The sequence below is a fragment of the Litchfieldia alkalitelluris genome (assembly GCF_002019645.1).
Taxonomy (GTDB): Bacteria; Bacillota; Bacilli; order Bacillales; family Bacillaceae_L; genus Litchfieldia; species Litchfieldia alkalitelluris.
The window spans coordinates 4,988,998-5,010,785 of the sequence record NZ_KV917374.1 but is presented as its reverse complement, the minus strand read 5'-3'; the positions used below and the strand labels follow the sequence as shown (position 1 = coordinate 5,010,785).

Sequence of the window (21,788 nt, the reverse complement as noted above, 5' to 3'; positions counted from 1 at the left end):
CTTACATTAGATGTAAAATAATTTAAGGATTATATTGACAAATGCTTTTGAGTGAAATTATAATTACATTTATATAAAAGAAATATTCATAAAATTTAATATTTTTAGAAAAATAACATCGATTCAATTGCCTTTTTTTTTACCCGAAATAATTGTATACAATTATACAGAAATGAAAGGATATCTAATTTGGTTAGGAGGTTTTTATGATAAATGGTGTGAAACATCGTGTATTAACAAAAGATATTGCATACTCAGGCTTAAAGGAAAAAATAATTTATGGAGAATTGAAACCAGATCAAGTTGTGCGTGAAGAGAGTCTTGCTACTTTGTTAGGAATTAGTAGAACTCCCCTGAGAGAAGCGATTCAAATGCTAGAGATGGAAGAGTTTTTAGTTAGGCATCCTAATGGTAGATTGACGGTAGCTAATGTTACAAAGGAGGAAGTTGAGGAGATATTTACAGTAAGGAGTATGTTAGAGGGAAATATTGCTAAGCATGCAGCTAGAAATGCAACTGAAAAGGATGTTGAGAAACTAGCGCAATACCTAGAGAAGATCAGGCAGTCTTTCAAGCTTGGTTATACCCAAGAATTCGTATCCTTTGGGAATGAGTTCCATGATTATATATGTGAGATCAGTGGATTAACCACTTCTGTGAGATTGTTGAATATGGTAAAGGATCATGTGAACCGTTATTGCAGATTCGTGTCCTTGTACGGAAAATGGAGCCCTGAAGCAGATGAAGAGCATGATCTGATTTTACACCATATTAAAGAAAAAAATGGTGTCGGAGCAGAATTAGCTATGAAAGAACATATCTTAAGTAGTTTATCAGCTGTTCTAGAGAGAATTGAGGAACTAGAGAAGGCGGAAGGGTGAATATGAAAATGAATATGGAAACACAGTGGAGTATGGATACAAAGATTATTCATGTGAATCAAAGACCTGACATAAAAACAAGAGCCATTTCACACAGTATTGTCCCTGCTGTTGCCTATGCTTTTCCCAATGTAGAGTCTGCAGCTGAAGTAGTTTCTGGCAAAGTAGATGGAACGTATTATGGTCGATATGGAAATCCCACCTTACAAATGCTAGAAATGAAGATTGCTGCATTGGAAGGAGGAGAAGCGGCGCTTGGGCTGTCGAGTGGCATGGCCGCAATTTCCACTGCATTTCTAGCCTTTTTAAAGACTGGAGATCACGTAGTGGTGACAAAAGATGTTTATGGTGGAACATTCAATTTTCTTACATCACTTGCTCCTAGGTTTGGATTCGATTTTGATTTTGTTGATTGTACCAAAGTAGACGCTATCAAAGATTCGATCAAACCGAATACGAGAGCCGTCTATATAGAAACTCCATCCAATCCGAAGTTAACTGTCCTTGATATTTGCGAGATTGGGAGATTGTGTAAAACATATAATCTTCCTTTAATTGTAGATAATACTTTCATGAGTCCTTACCTACAGAATCCATTGGCGCTTGGTGCTGATGTCGTGGTGCATAGTGCAACCAAGTATATTAATGGGCATGGTGATGTAGTTGCCGGTTTTATTGTCGGAAAAAAAGATGTCATTCAGTTTATGCGGAAAAAAATAATGGGAGATTTAGGTCAAAATTTAAACGCTTGGGAATCATCATTGATCCTTAGAGGATTAAAGACCTTGGCTTTGCGGGTAGGAAGACATTGCGATAATGGTCAGGCAGTGGCAGATTTTCTTAATGTGCATCCAGCCATTGAACGAGTGTATTACCCCGGCTTAAAAGATCATCCACAGCATGAGTTAGCCAAAAAGCAGATGAAAGGGATGGGGGGAATTGTCTCATTTGAAGTAAAAGGAGGGTTAGATGCTGGAAAGAAGTTTATCAATGCGCTGCAACTAGCGATGATATCATTTAGTTTGGGTGATCCGGAAACATTAGTACAGCATCCGGCCACCATGACCCATGCATCTATCCCCCATCACGAGCGGGAAAAATACGGGATAACTGACGGATTGATTCGTCTTTCAGTTGGACTAGAAGACGCAGTAGATATTATTAATGATTTGGAACAAGCGTTAGCAGAATTGCCGACACATATTAGGTAGTAAGTAAATTAGTTAATGATACATTTCTTATTCACATTATCTCGATAAAACTAGTTTGCTTTACAGTATGTTAAAATTTACAAAATAATCTAGTCTACTAATAAGCACAAGTGACTTAATCTCCTGTAATCCAGTTTAATATGAAGATTATTTATTCAAACTTTAATTGGTTTACGCTTATGTTAAAAAATGAGCAAACTTTGCGTAGGAATTAGGAATCTTGCGCAGATTTTTGCAAGGAAGGTGAGTTGTAGAAATGATAGAAATGCAAAATGTTTGTAAAACCTTTCAACGGAAGAAAATCACAACAGAAGCACTAAAAGGTGTAGACTTAAAGATTTCTGAAGGAGATATTTTCGGTGTAATTGGCTATAGTGGAGCTGGTAAAAGTACATTAATCCGATTAGTGAATTACCTAGAGAGGCCAACGAGTGGTCGTGTCATTGTTGATGGGCAAGAGTTGGGAGGATTAAATGATAAGCAATTAAGAAACATGAAAAAACAAATAGGGATGATTTTCCAACATTTTAATCTACTAGAATCTAAAACAATCTATGACAATGTCGCTATGCCCCTCATTTTATCAAAAGTAAATAAGAGCGAAATAAATAAAAGAGTGACAGAATTACTTGAGTTTGTAGGATTGAGTGACAAAGCGAGGAGTTATCCTAATGAATTATCAGGTGGTCAAAAGCAACGTGTTGGAATAGCTAGAGCATTAGCTTCTAGGCCAAAAATTCTATTATGTGATGAAGCAACCTCTGCATTAGATCCTCAAACAACACAATCAATTTTAGATTTACTGAAAAAAATAAATACCGAGTATAAAATTACAATTATGATTATTACTCATGAAATGGGAGTAATACAAGAGGTGTGTAATAAAGTGGCCGTGATGGAAAAAGGTGAAATCATTGAACAAGGTTCTGTACTTGAAGTATTTGGACATCCAAAACATCCAACATCGCAAAGTTTCGTTAGCACGGTTATTCATAATCGTATTCCTGCCAGTGTTCTAAGGTCCTTAAAAGATACTTCAGGTAGTCGGTTATTTAGACTAGAGGTTATTGGTAAGAATGCATCTGAGCCAATTGTTCATGACTTAATTAAACAACACGATGTAAAAGTGAATATTTTATTTGCAAATATGACTGAAATTCAAGAAACCACTTTAGTCATCATGTACATTCAGCTAAATGGTGAAGGTGCATCTGTGGACCGTGCTTTAGAATTTTTACATACCCAGGAGGTAAGAGTAGAGGAGGTTCGTAGTTAATGTTATCTACTTCAGTTACAATAGATCAGTTTCTGCAAGCTAGTATTGATACGTTATATATGGTAAGCATGTCCTTGTTCATTGGATCTTTAATAGGGATTCCTTTGGGAATATTACTTGTTGTTACTCGTCCTAGTGGAGTGTTAGCAAGCAAGACCTTGTATTCTATTATTAATCCAATCATTAATATCGTCCGTTCTGTTCCGTTTATTATTTTAATGGTGGCTATTATTCCGTTTACTAGATTAATTGTTCATACCTCAATTGGAACGAGTGCAGCAATTGTTCCACTTATTATTTTTATCTCACCATTCATTGGTAGATTAGTAGAGAATTCCTTATTAGAGGTCAATCCTGGTATTTTAGAAGCTGCTGAATCAATGGGTGCGACTCCATTCCAAGTGATATGGTATTTTCTTTTACCAGAAGCCTTTGGTTCATTAATCTTGTCAATCACAACTGCTACGATTGGTTTGATTGGTGCAACAGCAATGGCAGGTACTGTTGGTGGTGGTGGTATTGGAGACTTGGCCATCGTTTATGGATACCAACGATTTGATACAGTGGCGATGATCACTACAGTTGTTATCTTAATTGTTTTTGTCCAAGGTATTCAATCACTTGGGAACTTTTTAGCACGAAAAGTAAGAAGAAATTAATTTATTGGATATTTATTTTTTTACAAGTATATGACTGAAAATTTATAATTATTTGATTTTATTTTGGGAGTAGATGGAGGAGGAGAATTGAATGGGAAATCAAGAAAAAATGAAACGATTTAGTGAGATCCTTTCTGGTGAAAAAGGAGATCGACCACTTGTGAGCGGTTGGCACCATTTTCTGGACAAAGAACAAAATGCTGAGGATTTGGCTGAAGCAACTATTGATTTTGCTAAAAAGTATGATTGGGATTTAATTAAGATTAATCCTCGAGCAACCTATCTTCCTGAAATCTGGGGAAATCGGTATGATTTCGAAGACTATAGTTGGGTGTTTCCAAAACAAATCGGAGTTGCTATTAAAGAGCCATCAGATGTTTGGAAAATTACCTATAAACAGGTGGATGAGTCGAAGGAATTAAGAGAACAAATCCAGACTGTAGAAATAATACGGGAGGGCTTGCCTGATACACCTATAATTCAAACAATTTTTTCACCTTTATCTGTGTTGATGTTCTTAACAGGTCTACAACCTTATGCCAATCAGAGTGTGTATGGGAGTGAAGAACCATTATTGTTTGAAACACTGTTTAAGGAAAACAGAGCTGGGGTCCATCAAGCACTGCATGCTATTTCACTTACGATCGCATCGTATATAAAGGAATTGGAGAAATCCGGGGTTGATGGGATCTTTTACGCAGTAACTGGTACTGCTCATCATGATTTGTTTTCAGAAGAGATGTTTAATGAGCTTTCAAGACCTTACGATTATATTGTTTTAAATGCAGTGCAAGAAGGTAAACGAATTCTTCATACTTGCGGTTCTTACTCACAGCCTGAGCGATTTAATGATTATCCAATTGAAGGAATTAGTTGGGATACAGCAGCTGAGGGGAATCCAGGTTTGGATGCGAAGGTGAAGGCAACGAAGGTAGGTGGTATCGATCACACAATCTTTGAAGGGAGTGATGATGAGAAAATAATAGCCCAAGCCAACCAGGCCATCCAATTAATGAATGAAGAGCCGTTTATTTTAGTCCCCAATTGTGCCGTTTCACCACATGTTAAAGATGCCACATTAGCTACATTAAAAACATTCAAATAAAAAGGAGATGGAAAAAATGAAAAAAATACTACTTATTTTATCATTAGGGTTGCTGTTGTTCGCAGTAGGGTGCAGTAAGGAAGAAGCCTCTGGTGAAGAAGATACGAAGAAAATTGTTGTTGGCTTTGGTGTAGGGTCTTATGAAGAACAGTTCCGGGAAAGTATTCTCCCTATTTTAGATAAAAAGGGCTACAGTGTCATAATAAATACATTTTCACAAAATATGCAGTTAAATCCAGCGTTAAAAGAAGGGTCAATTGATGCAAGTATTTTTCAGAGTACTGCATATATGGAAGGAATTAATGAGGAGTTAGATATGGATATGACAAGAATCGCATTTGTTCCTGGTGCACCTCAGGGGTTATATTCTGTTAACCATACCTCTCTTGATGAAGTAAAAGATGGATCAACTGTAGCCATACCAAGTGATCCTGTTAATCAAGAACGTGCGATTCGTATTATGGAAGAGCTAGGTTGGGTAAAGATTGCTGAAGATGCAGGGACAACCGACTTTAATATGAAAAGTGTATCAGCCGATCAATATGACATTGACTTCAAAGTGCTAGATCCAGCACAAATTCTAGTCTCTTTAGCAGATGTTGATTTTGGGGTAATAAACGGTAACTATATTGCAAATTCTCCTGATTGGAAAATTACAGATGCACTTAAAATTGAGAATACACCTGAAGAACATCGCATCATCGTATCTCTACTTTCAAAAGACAAAGACACTCAATGGGCAAAGGATTTGAAAGAAGCATATGAATCTGTCGAATTTGAGGAGTATATCACAGCTCAAGAAAAATACGATGGGTTTGTTCTTCCAGAAGCATGGGAAACAAACTAGGAGCTTGGGTAGGAGCTTGGGGACGGTTCTCGTGTTTCATTTGAAGCGTCGGATGAGTGTGGTGTTAGTTCGTATTTGATTGCAGGCAACCACACGAATCTTGAAACTTAAATATAGTGAAAATGAATTAAACTAGCTGATAAGGAGTTTATCTCATGAATGAAAAACGTATTCATTTTATCGGTGGAGGTCAAATGGCTGAAGCAATCATTCGTGCTTTAATAACAAACAACAAGGTGTCTACTAAGGAACTTAGTGTATCAGAAATTAATGAAGTTCGTTGTCAATATATAAGAGAAACCTATGGTGTTAAATCACAATTAGAAACAGAAACAGGCCTTTCTAAAGCAGACCTTATTATCGTGGCCATTCGCCCTCAAGATGATTTGAATAGTGTTGGAAAACTGATACGAGATTTTAGCATATCGGGAGCTGTAATTGTGTCAATTGTAGCTGGAGTTACTTTACAACAACTTGCGCTTGCTATTGGTGACCAATATCCAATTGTCAGGGTGATTCCTAATACGTTAACTGATACTGGCAAAGGTTACAGTGGTGTTTCTTTAAATGAGCATGCAACAAAAGATCAAGTTCATGATTTTTTAACAGGATTCGGAAAAGTATTTTATCTGGATGAAACATTAATAGATGTGTTTACGGGGTTTGGAGTAGCCGGCCCTAATTATGTCTACTATTTTATCGAGTCTTTAGCAGATGCAGGTGTACTTGCAGGGCTATCACGTGAGCTAGCTTGGGAGGTAGCCCTAGAGAATGTAACTGGCTCTGTTATGATGTTGAGGAATAGTGGTCGACATCCAAGGCAGTTGTTAGATATTAATAATTCAGCAGGTGGCGTTGGAATTCATGCCCTCCATGAATTAAATCAATCTGACTTTGCTGCTGGTTTACAAAGAAGTGTGCTAGCTGCAGTTAAAAGAACGAAAGAACTAGGGGAGGGTGTCTAATGACCACACTAAATTGGGATCATACGGTTCATTATGTGAATGATTTAGACAAGGTAATCAGAACATTTGAGGAACATGGCTTAATTGCCTTCCATGGAGGATCACATACGCAATGGGGAACATACAATGTACTTAGTTATTTTGGTTTAAATTATATTGAGTTTCTTGGAATTGAGGACATAGAGTTAGCATTAAGTATTACAGATCCGAATGAGGTAGTAAAAGATGCAATTACATCTTTACCAGACCAAGAGGTGCTGAGCCGTGTAGCAATTAGCACGAACGATATTGATGCGACAGTGGAAAAACTTAAAGAACATAACCTAAAGGTATCACCAATCATGCAAGGAAAACGTAGGAATGCGCAAGGACAGTTGATTGAGTGGAAAATGGTAACAATACAAGGCGACTTCCAAGGTCTTAAGTATCCGTTTATTATTCAATGGAAAGGTCACTCAGATGAGAGGATAGAAAGTCTGACGGCTTCTGGTATTATTAGGGAGCATCCTGCCGGGAAGGTAGAAGTAGAAAAAGCCGTCTTTTATGTAACCAATCCAGCAGCTGTTGTTGAGCATTGGAGGTCATTATTAGGGTTAACGGAGAACACTTGTGACAAGCTCCCAAATTCAATAAAAGTTGATAACTTTTTCTTTGAATTTAAAGAAGGTAACCAGAACCAACTTAATCAATTAATATTCAGTACTAACTCACCACACCTTCAAGGAAAGAGTATCAAGGTTGGTGGAGGAGAGTATACTTTTAATTCTAGTACCTAAAGTGTTAGTGCACGGGGGTGCTCGTGTTTAATACAGGGGGACGGTTCTCATAGGGAACAATCGGAAGTTTTGCGCAAAGGAAGGCACAACTGGCGGAATTTATCTCCTCGTTGTGCTTTTTCTCTTTATGTATTCAGCCTATACGCAAAAATTTTAATTGTCCGAGAAGGAGGAAGTCGTGGACCTGACCTATGGGAATTTAATCGGTACTTTCTTTGTCTTTTTCACTTGTTTTTGCACTTCTTTCTTCTGAAAAAAATTTTTAATGAGAACCTCCTTGGAGAAACCTATTTTAGGATAGTTTCCCCATCCCCACTTATAGAAACTTTGATACACAAAAAAATGTTCCTTTTGACCGAAAAAACTCACTCTTCTGGTATAAAGAAGTTATTGAAAGTAATGGAGAGGTTCCTTAAAAAGTTATGCTAAGTTGTTTGAAATTGATAGTAAAATGGAAAAAATAGGTTGTAAAAGGCACCTATGCCTGATTATTCGCCTCTTAAATAGCCACAATGAACCGGTATCATAGAGTTGAAAAAGTTTGACTATATGGTGGTATTTTGCTTTTGTTCTACAACCATCATTTTTGTAATGACCACGGGATAGTTACCAATAAACGACGATATGCTAATATATTGAGAAGGTTTATAAGATTAGTGGAAGATGCTAAGAATTATGTAGAAACCTTAAAAGAGTTTTTGAAACAATATAATGGAGGGACGGGGGGACAGGCATGATGTGTACGCCAATTGTTAGACACTACAACTAACAATTGGACGTGCACTTTTATATGGAGAAGAAATATCCTTTAGAAATAAAACAGTTTCTCATCTTTTAGGATGAAGGCACTGTTTGAAATTGTTACAACGAAACTTTCAACAGAAAAAGGATATTTATGATGCCTGAACAGATTCTATATGCTGGGTAAGCTTCCTTTCCCACTTTCTTCCTGTCCATCGCCTGTAGTGAATAACTCCTCTGACCCATTCATCACAAGCATGTGCTATCCAAACACCTAACACACCAAATCCTAAGTGGATACCGAAAAGATAGGCTAATGGAACTTTTAGTCCCCACATTGATATAATTGCCATCAACAATGGAAACTTTACATCTCCTGCCGCACGGAGAGAATTAATGACGACATGATTAAATACTCGGCCCGGCTCAAGAAGGATACAGAATAATAAAATTGCTGATCCGATGGTTATAATCTCTAAATCATTCGTGAAAATGAGTAAAACTTTTTCACGGAAAAACGATACAATTAAAATGATTCCGACTGTAATGGTAAATGCCCATTTTAAACTGCGTAATAATTGGTGATATGCTTCTTCCACTTTCTTTGCACCAAATAATTGTGCTACAAGAATTTCCGTCCCTTCACCAATCGCCATGCCAATTAGCATGAAGAATAACACTATATTTGATGCATAAATATGTGTTGCTAAAGCAGTGGCGCCCATAATTGTCACCATTTTGGTCACCATCATTTGGCTAAAGTGAAATGAAAGCCATTCAAGACCAGAAGGAACCCCAATCTTTAAAGTCATTCCAATTTCACGCCACTTAATTTGAATATAATCTCTCCATACAATTGGAACCTGAATTCGTTTATATAAAAGGAATAAGAGAAAAATAAATCCTAAGATTCTACTAAATGCTGTAGACATAGCGACACCCATGACACCGAGTTCAGGAAAACCAAATAGCCCATAAATTAATACGGCATTACCAATTACGTTCACCACATTCATGCCGATCCCGACATACATCGTGTCCATCGTAAATCCGTGTGAGCGAATAACAGGCCCGATGGTAAGCATGATTGCCTCTAGGAACAAGGTTCCACCAACAATAAGTAGGTAAATTTCAGCTAGCTCCATTAATTCAGGTGATAGGTGATAAAATGATAGAAGCAAATCTCGATTGAGAACGAACAAAATACTTAGAGTAATGCCAAATACGAAATTTAATGTAAGCGCAGATGCAGCAATTTTACTAGCATCATTGAAATTTTTTGCACCGACGTATTGGGCGATGATTACACCAACACCTAGACCTAATAGATTTAATAGAATGATTGAAAAATCAAGTAACTGCCTTGTTACTCCCACTGCAGCTACTGCATTATCAGAAACATGGCTTAACATAAATGTATCTACATTTCCCATTAAAATATGTGTAAGCATCTCTACAAAAATTGGCCAAGTAATTGAAAAAGCAGTAATCATTTTTACTTTCTTGTTGTTCATGTTAAAACTCCTCCAGATGTAAAAAAAATCATTTATGCATTAAGTCCTCTTTATCGGAGTACACTGCTTGCTTTGCGATAAGTATCATAATGACATTCTACGAGAATTCACTCTTTAAGGAAAGTGTTAATTGAATAACATATATAAATAGAATAGCTTATAGTATAAACAGATTATTAAATATTCTTATGTGTTAACATAAAAAAATAGAAGCTATGGGTTATGAAGGGATGCTAGATTTAGAGAGAAAGGATGCTAATGATTTATATGGTAAATAGGTTAGAGTCTAATTGTTCAGTGGTGTTGAATCTCAGTAAATTAACTAAGTAAATGATACGAATGTTAAAACCTATCGGAAGATAATTGGAGGTATAGAAATGAGTAGTTATCAAAAAAAGTTGTGAAGATTAAACATCATGGAAGGGAAATTTATGGCGTCTCCTACATGCCGAATAGTAAGGAAAAATGCCCTATCGTAATCTTCAGCCACGGTTTTAATGGGACAAATATAGAGTTTGCTATGAATAGTGAATATTTAACAAAAAATGGCGTGGGTGCATTTTGCTTCGACTTTTGTGGTGGCTCCGTAAATTCAAAGAGTGACCTTAAGACTAATGAAATGTCTATATTTACAGAAAAAGAAGATCTGTGTGCTGTTGTTGAAAACATAAAGAATTGGGAAAATGTTGATCCTGATAATATCTTTTTATTTGGAGGAAGTCAGGGAGGATTAGTATCAGCATTAGTAGCCGATGAATATGTTGAAGAGATTAAAGGACTCTTATTGCTATTTCCAGCGCTATGTATTGCAGATGACTGGAATAAAAGGTTTCCAACACTTGAGAGCACCCCTGATACACTTGAGTTATGGGGAGTTCTCTTGGGGAGAATATACTTTGCATCGATTCATGATTATAATGTGTTCGACCATATTGGAAAATTCAATAAAAATGTTTTAATTTTTCATGGTGATCAGGATGAAATTGTAGCACTTGAATATGGAAATAGAGCAGAGAAGTTATATCCTCATGCTAGAATTGAAGTGTTTCCAGGAGAAGGTCACGGTTTTTCAGAAGCTGGGAATAAAAGAGTGGCTGAAATGACATATGAATTTGTAAAAACAAATATTTAACGACTTATAGTGATTCCCAACCGAAGAAGAAGTTACAACTTTAGATAGATGGATGTCTATCTATCACATGTAGCATAACTCACACTCCTTGTTAAACAACGTTTCTACCAAAATGAAAAAGCATTTGAGAAGTTCTTCCGCATAACAGATAGAATGCAAGGGGACAGTTCTTATTCTTTACATGAAAGAAAGAGAACTGTCCCACACTTTATCAAACACTTAAATTCTTCACACTTTAACAGAGTGGGTGTCAGACCCGACAACCTGCTTTTTTTTTGTTGTTAACCCTTTATAAGCAACCGCTCCCCCGATTGCACCGAGTATCGGTCCAATCACATAAACGGGAAACTGTGCCCAGCTGATATTACCACCTGCTAAACTATTAATCACATAGGGTCCAAATGTCCGAGCGGGGTTTAACGAAGCGCCAGTTGCCCCAGCTGTTAACATGATAAGTCCTCCTACCGTCAATCCAATCACAAGCCCTGCCCAGTTTCCCGGTGCGTTCGGATCAACAGCAATCCCCATAATAACAAACATTAGTACGAATGTTGCGAGCGCTTCCACAAACATCCCCTGTACATAGCTGGTACTTGAACCAAGTGATGTTGCACCTAACCCTCCAAGGTGAAGACCATCCATTCCAAGAACAGCAATAATCGCCATTGCACCGATGATACCACCAACGCTCTGAGCGATGAGGTACGCGGGAACCTCTTTCCAAGCAAAGTGACCGGTGATTGCTAAACCAATTGTAACGGCAGGATTAATATGACAACCAGAAATTCTTCCAATTGTAAAAATCATCGCCATGATGACAATCGAAAAGGCAACACTTATCACGCCAATATCCGCAAGCGTTGTCGTCGCATTATTACTTGCTGTAATGACACCATTAAACGCCGCTGTTCCAGCACCAATGAGTACGAGTAAGGCGGTTCCAATACCTTCAGCCACACATCGTTTGAACAGAACCGGGGATTCCATGACAGACCTCCTCTATTTTACAAGCCCATGAGGGTCAATGACAAACTTTCTCGCTACACCTCGATCAAACTCTTGATAAGCTTTTGGAGCATCTTCTAAAGAAATAACGGTTGCATTTACGGCTTTCGCAATTTGTGCTCTTCCACTTAAAATCGCTGCCATTAAGTCACGGTTGTATTTCATCACAGGTGTTTGCCCGGTTACAAAGGTATGCGCTTTTGCCCAACCAAGGCCAAGACGTACCTTTAATGTTCCGATTCGAGCATCTTCATCAATTCCACCAGGATCACCTGTTACATAAAGCCCTGGAATACCAAGTTTCCCGCCAGCACGTGTTACGGTCATAATTGAATTAAGCACGGTTGCCGGCGCTTCCCCTGCATTTGCTCCATGTCCTGATGCTTCGAATCCCACGCAGTCAACCGCGCAGTCGACTTCAGGAACCCCTAAAATTTGTTCAATTTGCTCACCAAGATCCGGATGTTCACGAAGGTTTACGGTTTCACATCCAAAGCTTTTTGCTTGTTGAAGACGCTCCCCGTTCAGGTCACCGACAATGACAACAGCTGCACCAAGTAATTGAGCTGAGTGAGCTGCTGCTAACCCAACTGGGCCCGCTCCAGCAATATAAACGGTTGAACCTGGTTTGACCCCTGCACTGACTGCACCGTGATAACCTGTTGGGAAAATATCTGATAGCATTGTTAAATCCTTTATTTTTTCCATTGCCTGATCTTTATCTGGGAATTTTAATAACTGGAAATCAGCATAAGGAACCATAACATATTCAGACTGACCTCCGACCCATCCGCCCATATCAACATAGCCATAAGCTGAACCCGGACGATCAGGATTTACATTTTCACAAATATGAGTGTCACGCTCTTTACAACTACGACAGCGCCCACAAGCAATATTAAATGGCACAGATACGAGATCGCCTTTTTTAATGAACTCAACATCACTTCCAACTTCAATGACTTCCCCTGTAATTTCATGACCAAGAATAAGACCAGTTGGAGCGGTCGTTCTTCCGCGCACCATATGTTGATCGCTTCCACAAATGTTCGTTGTGACAACTTTTAAAATTACACCATGGTTACATTTACGACCAACATTCAGCGGGTTAACACCTGGGCCATCTCTTAACACTAAATCGGGATAACCTATGTCCTGTATTTCCACCATACCTGGTTTCATATACGCGACTGCTTTGTTTCCACTCATTTTGAAATTCCTCCTTAAAATAAATGATAGGTAGTTCACTTTACATATTGCAAGAAGTGTGCCAAAATCCAAACTTTTATTTAAAGCCCCTTTTTAAGATAATTGGTGATTAAGCCTGCTTATTTTCTGAACAACAACTGTCCTATTTTAGGACAGTTGTTCAATTAAACTTGGAAATATTTATCCAAGTAGTATAATAGATTTAAAGTAAACGTTACTATTTAAAGGGGGCAAGCAAATGCTACAGGATAACCTTGTCGAGCGGGTTGATATAATCGACCGTTCTTGGAAACGCTGTCAAAACTTTGGACTTTCACCCTTAGATCCTATAGATGACTCAATTTTAACCGGTAGTGCCTTACAGGAGGTACTAACTGAAAATCAGTCGTTAATTCGGCATTTAACATTAATTTTAGAAAACCTTTATCCTGCCATTCACTCCCAAGAACTTGTCACGGTGATTGTTGATCGGAATGGAACCATTATTCATAAAGTAGGCCATCTGGATAGTAATGAGGCGGTCGATTATTTGACAGTTGGTTCCAATTGGTCTGAAGAAAGAAAAGGCACCAATGCGATGGGACTCGCCATCTACGAAAAGAAACCAATCATTACGCACGCTGAACACCATTTCTACGTGAAAAACCACTTTCTTACCTGTGCAGCAAGTCCCATTTATTCTCCAACTGGCGAGTTAATTGGTGCGATTAATATTAGTGCAAAAAAAGAGATGTATCACCCTTTTACGATTTCTTTAACAACGATGATGGCCGAAAGTTTACAGAACCGGCTACTTCTTGACCAAACTAAGCAAGAAAAGGTATTGGCATTAAAAGAACTTGAGCTAACATCAAACTTATCAACCGTTCCGCTTCTTACCCTTGACCGTGAAAATACGATTATTCGTGCCAATCAAACAGCCCGTTTTATCTTAGGAGAGGACTGCATTGGGGATGAGTTTCATGTCGCAAAAGGTTACTCGGTTGAGGTCATTTCTGATCAAACACAAAGAGTTTATAGGTCTGTTGTTTCTTTAAACAAACCCTACAAAAAGGAAGAGACAGAAAAAAAACTATACAGCACCTCTGATATCATTGGCTCTTGTCCTAAAATAGAAAAGGTTCGAAACATGATAACAAAGGCGGCTGTTTTTGATTACCCTGTCATTATTTATGGGAAAAGTGGAACAGGAAAGGAACTTATTGCTCAATCATTACATAGCAATGGCTCAAACGGGAAACCATTTGTCGCTGTAAATTGTAGCGCAATCCCAGAAAATCTTATCGAAAGTGAATTATTTGGCTATGAAAAGGGGGCATTTACAGGGGCGAATCACAAAGGATCTCCAGGCAAATTTGAAGCAGCAAATGGTGGAACCATCTTTCTCGACGAAATTGGCGATATGTCCTTAAAGGCCCAAGCGGCTTTACTCCGTGTTTTACAAGAAAGGATTGTTACACGAGTCGGCGGTGTCAAAGTCATCCCGATTAACACAAGAGTTATCGCGGCTACAAACAAAAACTTACGTGAAGAAATTCAAGCAGGACGCTTTCGAGAGGACTTGTACTACAGGCTTAAAGGGATTTTCATTACCCTCCCGCCTCTGAAAGACAGAACCGACATCCTTGAATTAACCGAGCATTTCATTAATACATTAAACCATTCATCCGTATCGTTATCGGATGAAGCAAAGCAAAAAATCCTCGCCTATCATTGGCCAGGAAACATTAGAGAACTTAAAAGCGTCCTCACCCAAGCCTCCTTTTTGGCCGTAGGAAACGAGATTAAGGCGGATGATTTACACTTTGAAGATGTGTATGAACAGCAAACTCAGCAATTAACAATTATAGAAAAAAAACCGTCAACACTTGGACAGACCGAAAAAGAGGCGATCAGCCAAGCACTAACATCTGCTGGATGGAACATAAGCAAAGCGGCAAGGATATTGAAGATTAGTCGCAATACGCTGTATCTTAAAATGAGGAAGTATGGGTTGTGAAGGGACGGGACGTTCAACGAACAAAATAAAAGACTTAATAAAAATGTTAAAAGATTAGTTCGGAGGATAAAAGCCTGCGGAAAGAAAACAATGTTCGAATATCTGGGATGCTGATTGTAACGTTAGCTATAAGGGTGATACTTTATTATCCATAGAAAAAAAGATATTTATAAAAAAGTTTAATAAAAATCTAAGTATTATTATTATGTCTGACTATTGTTATAACAGCTACAACAACTGGATACCTTTTACTGAACATCATTTATATAAATCAATAGAAGTACATACGATATGTAGGTGAAAATTACTCTTATACAGGACTAATTTTTCACATAGCCAAAGGATCAAAATATGAATCTGTTGAAGGCGAGTGGGATAATGGTAACTTCTTCTCTATCCAAAGGATCAAACTAGTAGACAAAGTAAAATAGTAATCTCACAACTAAAAAAGTTATATGAAGAATACCTGGAAATGATACGAGTTGAAATGAATGTACTTGGTTGCAAAGTAACTGAATTATGGCATCTGATATGGCGCCTAGTTGAAATCCTTTGGGCTTTTTTTACAATCCTTAACTTGCTATGCATGATAGTTTTACAACTAAAAACTCAATTATTTATTCTAATAATTTATAATATCATGCAAACCAATTCAGAGTAGCTTTAAATAAGAAGTATAATAGCGTTTCTGTTCGATTTCTACACCTCCCTTTTAATTTAGGGGGCACATCCACGTTATACTCAACACATGTGGGACCTTCTTTTGGAGAAGGTTTTTTATTTGTTTGTTTCTTATGACCTCTACTCTGTGATTTTGAACTTTCGCAACCCATTTGTGTAACATTGTTTTACTAACATTGTATTTTGGGGCTGTCCGCCTGATAGATTCTCCGCCTTTTAGATATCTTTATTTCTAAAGGGTATTTCTTCTCCATATGTGCACCCCAATTGTTAGTTGTTGTGTCTAACAATTGGGGTGCACATTATCCTTGTCCAAGTCCTTCCATGTTTGCTCTAGCTGGTCAATGGCGTACTGCAAATCAGTTGCTGCGATGTTATCGAGCTCGTCTTTCTCGTATACAATTAGCCATGTAATCATTAGCATGTAAAGAAAAAGGATCTTATCAATGTGTGAAAGGTGATTACCGTGTTGATGATGTATGTAGTGTTTAAAAATGAATTCAAATGGCATTTTCAACCGTCCGAGAAAACCTGCCATATCTAAGCCTTTAGGTCCAAATCGAGCACATCCCCAATCAATGTAAAATACGTCATCCTTGTGTTGAATCAGATTATGCTCAAAAAGATCACCATGCTGAAGTGTGTAGTTGATGTTTGGATCTACTTTCTCATACATCTTATTTGTCAGAATGAACTGTTCTAAGCGGTCAAAAATCGCAACTGATTCTCGATAATGTCTTTTTCTAAAGTGCTTCTTTACTTGTCTAAACAAGCTTTCATTGTTTTCTTGTTTATGTATACCCGAAAATGAATGCAAGGCAGTAATGGGATCCTTCGCATTGGTAGGATGAAACAAAACAAATGCTTGATGTAGCTCATCAAACGGGTATTGATCTGTTAGGTCCCTATATGTAATAGAAGAGCACCGTTGGTTTAACGTAATGATTTTCTGCATGGTTTCTAGAATATTTATGTTAGTCCCAGTTATTTTTCGCATGACGACTGCATGGATATTGGATTCCTTCAACCGAATTAGCTTGATAAAAGGAGAAAGGAAGATTGCTTCGTCGTTAAACTGCTTTAGCAATATTGGATATATACGGGTATAAAAAAAGCATTCGCGATTGTAGCCGATTGATACTTTTGTTAGGTAATCTTTGTTTGTTGTTTTGGTAACAATACAACCAATGTTTTGTTCGCCGCCAGCATACACAATTTCAGAGTCGGTGGTGGTATTACCCCCAACTGCTGCTTCTATTTCACTAATAAGATCATTCATATTTACGAACTCGCTTAAAACTTTCTTGATTTTTTCGGTTGCCTTGCTATTATTCCCTTTCTTATAATACAAGCTTGCTAGTTGCCTATTTAGTAGTAATGGATTTGTAGATTTATGAATATTTCTCACCCCATTGCGTTGAAGTTCTTATCGTTTACGGCGACGGACTGTTTTTATTCGCATTTAAAATATCAATCATACTATAACATAGTTGGCTATTATCTGGTGGGTATGTAGAGTAGTTAGGATTAACTGGGATGAAATTGGTGATAGAAAAGTTCAAGAGCATGTAACACATTGAACAGTGAACCACATTTTTATTGCCAAAATGTGGAACGTTTTTATATAATATTATTTGTAATTTTTTTCTAGGAATATTTAACCAATATGATTGCTTGTATGAAAAATCTAGTAATCTACCGAAAGGGTTTCGAACAGGAGGAGCAATATTATGCTGACAGTTCTAAAAAAATTAATTAATACTGCAAGTAGTTTGATCGCAGAAACTAGTAGTAAGAAGAGAGTGTACTACCGAAATGGGAAATTAGAGTATGAAGGGGAAATGTATGATAACCAGTTCCATGGATATGGAAAATATTATCGTGAAGATGGAACTCTTCAGTACGAATGTGAGTTCAAAAGTGGTAAAAAGCATGGTTACGGGAAATTGTTTGGTCAAAACGGGGCATTAATCTATGAAGGCGAATTTAAAGTGGATGAGATGAATGGTTTTGGGAAGCAATTTCATAAGGGGTATGTCATGTATGAAGGTGATTTTCGAAATGGAAAATGGCATGGACAGGGGAAATTCTTTGGGGATAAAGGTAATTTAGTCTATGAAGGGGGATTTAAAGACGGTGATTTCTTTGGAAAGGGAAAACTTCTCGGGAAGGATATTGAAGGAGAGGTATTAACTGAAGTTACTGAAAAAGTCTTACGTAAATGATGTTATTTACATCTGATTTTCTGTAGTAGATTTGAAACTAGTATTGATAGTTAATACTACCAAAACTATACAATTATGGTATAATATTCATATACCTATGTACCTAGTTGAAAAGGAGGGGAAATAATGAGCTGGTTAAAAACTATCGCTATTCGCTTTGGTTACACTACATGTGACAATTGCGGTAAATTGACTGATTACAATTACGATACTTGCAATTATTGTGGTCGTAGAATTAAATAATGTACATAAAAAGAAATCCGACTCTTAATACGAGGAAAGGATTTCTTTTTTTTAAAAATCTATTATTCTCTTAATAAAATGGAGAATTCATCATAATATCGTTTTTTTAAAAGGCTCTTTTCTAAATGATTGTTGTTTTATTATAGGGGTTGTTGAATTCAAAGGATAATAAACAGGTTGATTGAAGAAGGAAAGGGGAAAAAGATGTATGAGGTAATGGTACGGAGTTAACAGAAACGGATTTCCTTGCACGTGATCAAGTAAAAGAGAAATGTTAAAAAGCGAGGATATTCATGGCAAAACACTACAGACATAATCGGTAGGGGGAATTATGTTGATCCATTAACTAAGCAACTTCCAATTGAAGTAAGGACTAATCAATTCGACTTTGTTCAGTTTAAGGACGTAGCTAATGTTGAATTAACTGAGGAAGAATAGATATTAGGAAATAAAAGTCCTAACATTACTTAAGAATAATATTGGTGGTAATGAAACCAGATAGAATCAATTAACGTTACTTCTTCGATGGAAGTAGCATTTTTTGAGGTGCTAAAACAGGCCTAGATTAGCTTGTTTAATTTTTTTCTGTTAGGTCACAATATACAAGGATCATAAGTGAGAGGTGATACGTTTGTCAGGAATGCTAAAAAATGTAATAAGTACAATCCGTGAAGTGCCGAGAATTGCAAGAGAGAATGGCAAAGGGTAAAGGTAAAGGCAGAGCAAGGAGATCCTGTAGCACAATATGAAGCAGGAATTTACATATTAGAACATGGTGGAAAGAAGTGAAAGAGAAGAAGCTCTAAATATGTTAAGAAGTTCTGCTCAGAAGGGGCATACTAATGCTCAATATGAATTTAGTCTATATCAAAATGATATGTCTAGCCAGATTAACTAAATAACAATATTAAATTTTTTTCACTCCTCATGCCCTTGCATAGCTTAGCTGCTTGTTTTAACCAGTAAATGGAACAATTCTTCATTTTTAATTTGTTCCTACTGATTACTTGAAGTCTGTTGAACCGATTACAAAAGAATGAATGTATTTGGTATTTATTAATTTAATCTGGATGGATTTGGTAAATGAATGATACAGAGGTAAATGTGCATTTCCGATTCGCTAAACCTCTATCTTTTTTAACTCAATAAATAGTAACTTATTTCGACACGATTACCAGTATCCATTGAACGTTGTAGTGACGGTATTTTAGGGTCTAAATCGCTTAGGTATCGTCGCTTTTTTTGCGTTAGTCATTACGGTAAATGGTTGCGTGCCTAGTCCCTTTCTTTTGAATTAACGAAAGTAGGAGCCTTTTTTTATGCTTGACTCGGAGATAACAGTTTCTAGTTTATCTTTCTCTAAAGATTAGCAGAGAGAGTAGTTAAAGATGTTTGACACAAGTCAATAATCATTGTAATCTATTCCAAGTGAATTAATCGGATTATTATGATGAAGAGGATTTATCGTATCTCGATTAGTTGCACCAGTACTTGAAGGAGGAGTAAGGAAAAGGTGAATACTTTATTTATTTTACTTAATATTATCATCATGCTTGCACTTATTGGTCTTTTATTTTATATGCAAAAGAAGCACGTTTCTTTTAGTAAGCGTGTATTTACCGGATTAGGTCTTGGTATATTACTAGGAACATTTTTGCAGTTAGCTTATGAACCAGGCTCAGTGGTTGTTACCACAACGACCGACTGGTTTAACATTGTTGGAAGAGGCTATGTAAGCTTATTAATGATGATTGTAATACCACTTATTATGGTGTCGATCATTCAGTCAATTATTAATTTGGAAAAGTCTTCTGATTTAGGAAAAATGTCCGCATGGATCATCGGTATTCTGGTAGCAACCGCAATGGTAGCAGCTGTCGTTGGTATAGGGGCCGCTTCAATCTTTAATTTAGACGCTAGTCAAATTGAAGCTGGTCAAGCGGAGAGTGATCGAGGGTTGGCCTTAGAAGAAAGATTAGGCACTGTTCAAGATTTAACTATACCACAACAAATCTTAAGCTTTATCCCGTCTAATCCATTTTTAGATATGACAGGCGCTCGTGCTACATCCACAATTGCAGTCGTTATCTTTTCAATCATTGTTGGTATTGCTGTTCTTGGAGTTCGTAGAAAACAACCTAAACAAGCAAAGGTTTTTGTTGATTGGATGAATGCTATATATGCGATTGTCATGCGGATCGTAACACTTATTCTTCGTTTAACACCATATGGTATCTTGGGATTAATGGCAAACACAGTAGCCAATACGAATGTGGCAGGAATACTAGAGTTAGGTAAATTTGTAGGAGCTTCCTATATTGCGTTACTAGCGATGTTTATCATTCACTTAATTGTAGTTGGTCTGTTTGGACTGAACCCGTTCACATTCCTTCGTAAGGTTTTACCGGTGCTAGGGTTTGCCTTTACATCACGTTCAAGTGCAGGTACGATTCCGCTTAATATTCAAGCGCAGAAAAATAGCTTAGGAGTCGATCAAGGTATTGCCAATATGTCTGCTTCGTTTGGTGCAACCATTGGACAGAATGGGTGTGCGGGAATTTATCCAGCGATGTTAGCAGTGATGATCGCACCATCACAGGGAATTGACCCACTATCACCCGGATTTATCGTTCAATTGATTCTTATTGTTGGAGTAGCATCGTTTGGTATCGCCGGTGTTGGTGGAGGTGCTACATTTGCAGCATTAATCGTACTTTCCTCTATGAATCTACCAGTAGCTTTAGCAGGTCTACTTATCTCTGTAGAGCCACTAATTGACATGGGACGTACAGCATTAAATGTAAATGGAGCGATGGTCTCAGGCACATTAACATCTAGAATTATGAACAAGCTCAATATCAAAACATTCAACAATCCTGATGCGATTGAAAGAGAAACTGGTCTTTAAAAGGCTCTCTGTTATGCTTTCATTTTTGTATGTAGTTAAAAATAGGACCTCCATATTGATGGAGGTCCTATTTTTCGTGCGATCAGAGGGACAATTGTACAGGATACAGTCGCACTTATAAAAAAAATCCATGATTTAAGCTGTTGATACACTAGGTTAAGTATGAAAACCAATAACTTATTACTCATTTTCGTTATGTTTCTATTTTACAAATTCAAAAACTAGCCGTTCTTGTATCATAATCTAAGAATATATCAAAAATATGTGAGGAAAATTCAATGTATCTAAGACTGAATAATCGTATGATTAAATAAATCAAAAACGTTTTAAAAGCTACTAAATCTTTACGGTTAAAACTCAATTTTCTACTTATTTAAAGTGCCTGCATGTTATATTTTCAATGCCTCTTTT

19 protein-coding genes are annotated in these 21,788 nt (G+C 37.2%); 15 read left to right on the top strand and 4 right to left on the bottom strand.

Going from position 1 to position 21,788, the window contains the following annotated elements; genetic code table 11:
* The first annotated feature begins 206 nt into the window (after positions 1-206).
* The 8 genes from BK579_RS23410 to BK579_RS23375 all read left to right on the top strand — a co-directional run bounded on the left by BK579_RS23410 (position 207) and on the right by BK579_RS23375 (position 7,720).
* Positions 207-881, top strand: a complete 675-nt coding sequence (locus BK579_RS23410; protein WP_169891236.1) for a GntR family transcriptional regulator — start codon at positions 207-209, stop codon at positions 879-881.
* Between the two features lie 2 nt (positions 882-883).
* Complete coding sequence (locus tag BK579_RS23405; protein WP_407936261.1) at positions 884-2,092, top strand: trans-sulfuration enzyme family protein; 1,209 nt, start codon at positions 884-886, stop codon at positions 2,090-2,092.
* 256 nt (positions 2,093-2,348) lie between these two features.
* Positions 2,349-3,368 (top strand): methionine ABC transporter ATP-binding protein, encoded by a 1,020-nt coding sequence (locus BK579_RS23400; RefSeq protein WP_078549717.1) that lies wholly within the window; start codon positions 2,349-2,351, stop codon positions 3,366-3,368.
* A complete protein-coding gene (locus BK579_RS23395; RefSeq protein ID WP_078549715.1) occupies positions 3,368-4,027 on the top strand; it encodes a methionine ABC transporter permease in 660 nt (219 codons plus the stop codon). The genes BK579_RS23400 and BK579_RS23395 overlap by 1 nt, the downstream gene beginning before the upstream one ends.
* Positions 4,028-4,118: 91 nt before the next feature.
* Positions 4,119-5,132 (top strand): uroporphyrinogen decarboxylase family protein, encoded by a 1,014-nt coding sequence (locus BK579_RS23390; RefSeq protein ID WP_078549713.1) that lies wholly within the window; start codon positions 4,119-4,121, stop codon positions 5,130-5,132.
* Positions 5,133-5,148: 16 nt separating this feature from the next.
* Complete coding sequence (locus BK579_RS23385; protein ID WP_078549711.1) at positions 5,149-5,979, top strand: MetQ/NlpA family ABC transporter substrate-binding protein; 831 nt, start codon at positions 5,149-5,151, stop codon at positions 5,977-5,979.
* A gap of 155 nt (positions 5,980-6,134) precedes the next feature.
* Entirely contained in the window at positions 6,135-6,944 is an 810-nt protein-coding gene (locus BK579_RS23380) for a pyrroline-5-carboxylate reductase family protein (protein WP_078549709.1), read from the top strand.
* Positions 6,944-7,720: a VOC family protein gene (locus BK579_RS23375; RefSeq protein ID WP_078549707.1), complete on the top strand. Its 777-nt coding sequence runs from the start codon at positions 6,944-6,946 to the stop codon at positions 7,718-7,720. Before BK579_RS23380 ends, BK579_RS23375 begins: the two co-directional genes overlap by 1 nt.
* A gap of 893 nt (positions 7,721-8,613) precedes the next feature.
* On the opposite strand, the gene BK579_RS23370 is transcribed toward BK579_RS23375, so the two are convergent.
* Complete coding sequence (locus BK579_RS23370) at positions 8,614-9,975, bottom strand: MATE family efflux transporter (RefSeq protein WP_078549706.1); 1,362 nt, start codon at positions 9,973-9,975, stop codon at positions 8,614-8,616.
* 400 nt (positions 9,976-10,375) lie between these two features.
* Here BK579_RS23370 and BK579_RS23365 point away from each other — a divergent pair, with 400 nt between their 5' ends.
* Positions 10,376-11,107 (top strand): alpha/beta hydrolase family protein, encoded by a 732-nt coding sequence (locus tag BK579_RS23365; RefSeq protein WP_235848522.1) that lies wholly within the window; start codon positions 10,376-10,378, stop codon positions 11,105-11,107.
* Positions 11,108-11,335: 228 nt separating this feature from the next.
* Here BK579_RS23365 and BK579_RS23360 read toward each other — a convergent pair whose 3' ends face one another.
* Entirely contained in the window at positions 11,336-12,094 is a 759-nt protein-coding gene (locus BK579_RS23360) for an MIP/aquaporin family protein (RefSeq protein ID WP_078549704.1), read from the bottom strand.
* 12 nt (positions 12,095-12,106) lie between these two features.
* Positions 12,107-13,321: a formaldehyde dehydrogenase, glutathione-independent gene (fdhA, locus tag BK579_RS23355; protein WP_078549703.1), complete on the bottom strand. Its 1,215-nt coding sequence runs from the start codon at positions 13,319-13,321 to the stop codon at positions 12,107-12,109.
* A gap of 238 nt (positions 13,322-13,559) precedes the next feature.
* Here fdhA and BK579_RS23350 point away from each other — a divergent pair, with 238 nt between their 5' ends.
* The 3 genes from BK579_RS23350 to BK579_RS27170 all read left to right on the top strand — a co-directional run bounded on the left by BK579_RS23350 (position 13,560) and on the right by BK579_RS27170 (position 15,751).
* Complete coding sequence (locus BK579_RS23350; protein WP_078549701.1) at positions 13,560-15,320, top strand: sigma-54-dependent Fis family transcriptional regulator; 1,761 nt, start codon at positions 13,560-13,562, stop codon at positions 15,318-15,320.
* A gap of 100 nt (positions 15,321-15,420) precedes the next feature.
* Complete coding sequence (locus BK579_RS27175) at positions 15,421-15,621, top strand: DUF7225 domain-containing protein (protein WP_456237230.1); 201 nt, start codon at positions 15,421-15,423, stop codon at positions 15,619-15,621.
* A complete protein-coding gene (locus BK579_RS27170) occupies positions 15,605-15,751 on the top strand; it encodes a DUF7225 domain-containing protein (RefSeq protein WP_456237229.1) in 147 nt (48 codons plus the stop codon). Before BK579_RS27175 ends, BK579_RS27170 begins: the two co-directional genes overlap by 17 nt.
* 533 nt (positions 15,752-16,284) lie before the next feature.
* Here BK579_RS27170 and BK579_RS23345 read toward each other — a convergent pair.
* Positions 16,285-17,280 carry a phosphotransferase gene (locus BK579_RS23345; RefSeq protein ID WP_139365151.1) on the bottom strand — a complete coding sequence of 332 codons (996 nt, stop codon included), beginning with the start codon at positions 17,278-17,280 and terminating at the stop codon, positions 16,285-16,287.
* A gap of 451 nt (positions 17,281-17,731) precedes the next feature.
* On the opposite strand from BK579_RS23345, the gene BK579_RS23340 reads away from it, so the two are divergent.
* From BK579_RS23340 to BK579_RS23335, 3 genes are all read left to right on the top strand, one after another.
* On the top strand, positions 17,732-18,226 hold the full coding sequence (locus BK579_RS23340; protein ID WP_078549698.1) for an MORN repeat-containing protein: 495 nt from the start codon (positions 17,732-17,734) through the stop codon (positions 18,224-18,226).
* Positions 18,227-19,241: 1,015 nt separating this feature from the next.
* Positions 19,242-19,367 carry a hypothetical protein gene (locus BK579_RS26860; RefSeq protein WP_268876538.1) on the top strand — a complete coding sequence of 42 codons (126 nt, stop codon included), beginning with the start codon at positions 19,242-19,244 and terminating at the stop codon, positions 19,365-19,367.
* A gap of 615 nt (positions 19,368-19,982) precedes the next feature.
* A complete protein-coding gene (locus BK579_RS23335) occupies positions 19,983-21,377 on the top strand; it encodes an L-cystine transporter (protein ID WP_078549697.1) in 1,395 nt (464 codons plus the stop codon).
* The last annotated feature ends 411 nt before the right edge of the window (positions 21,378-21,788 follow it).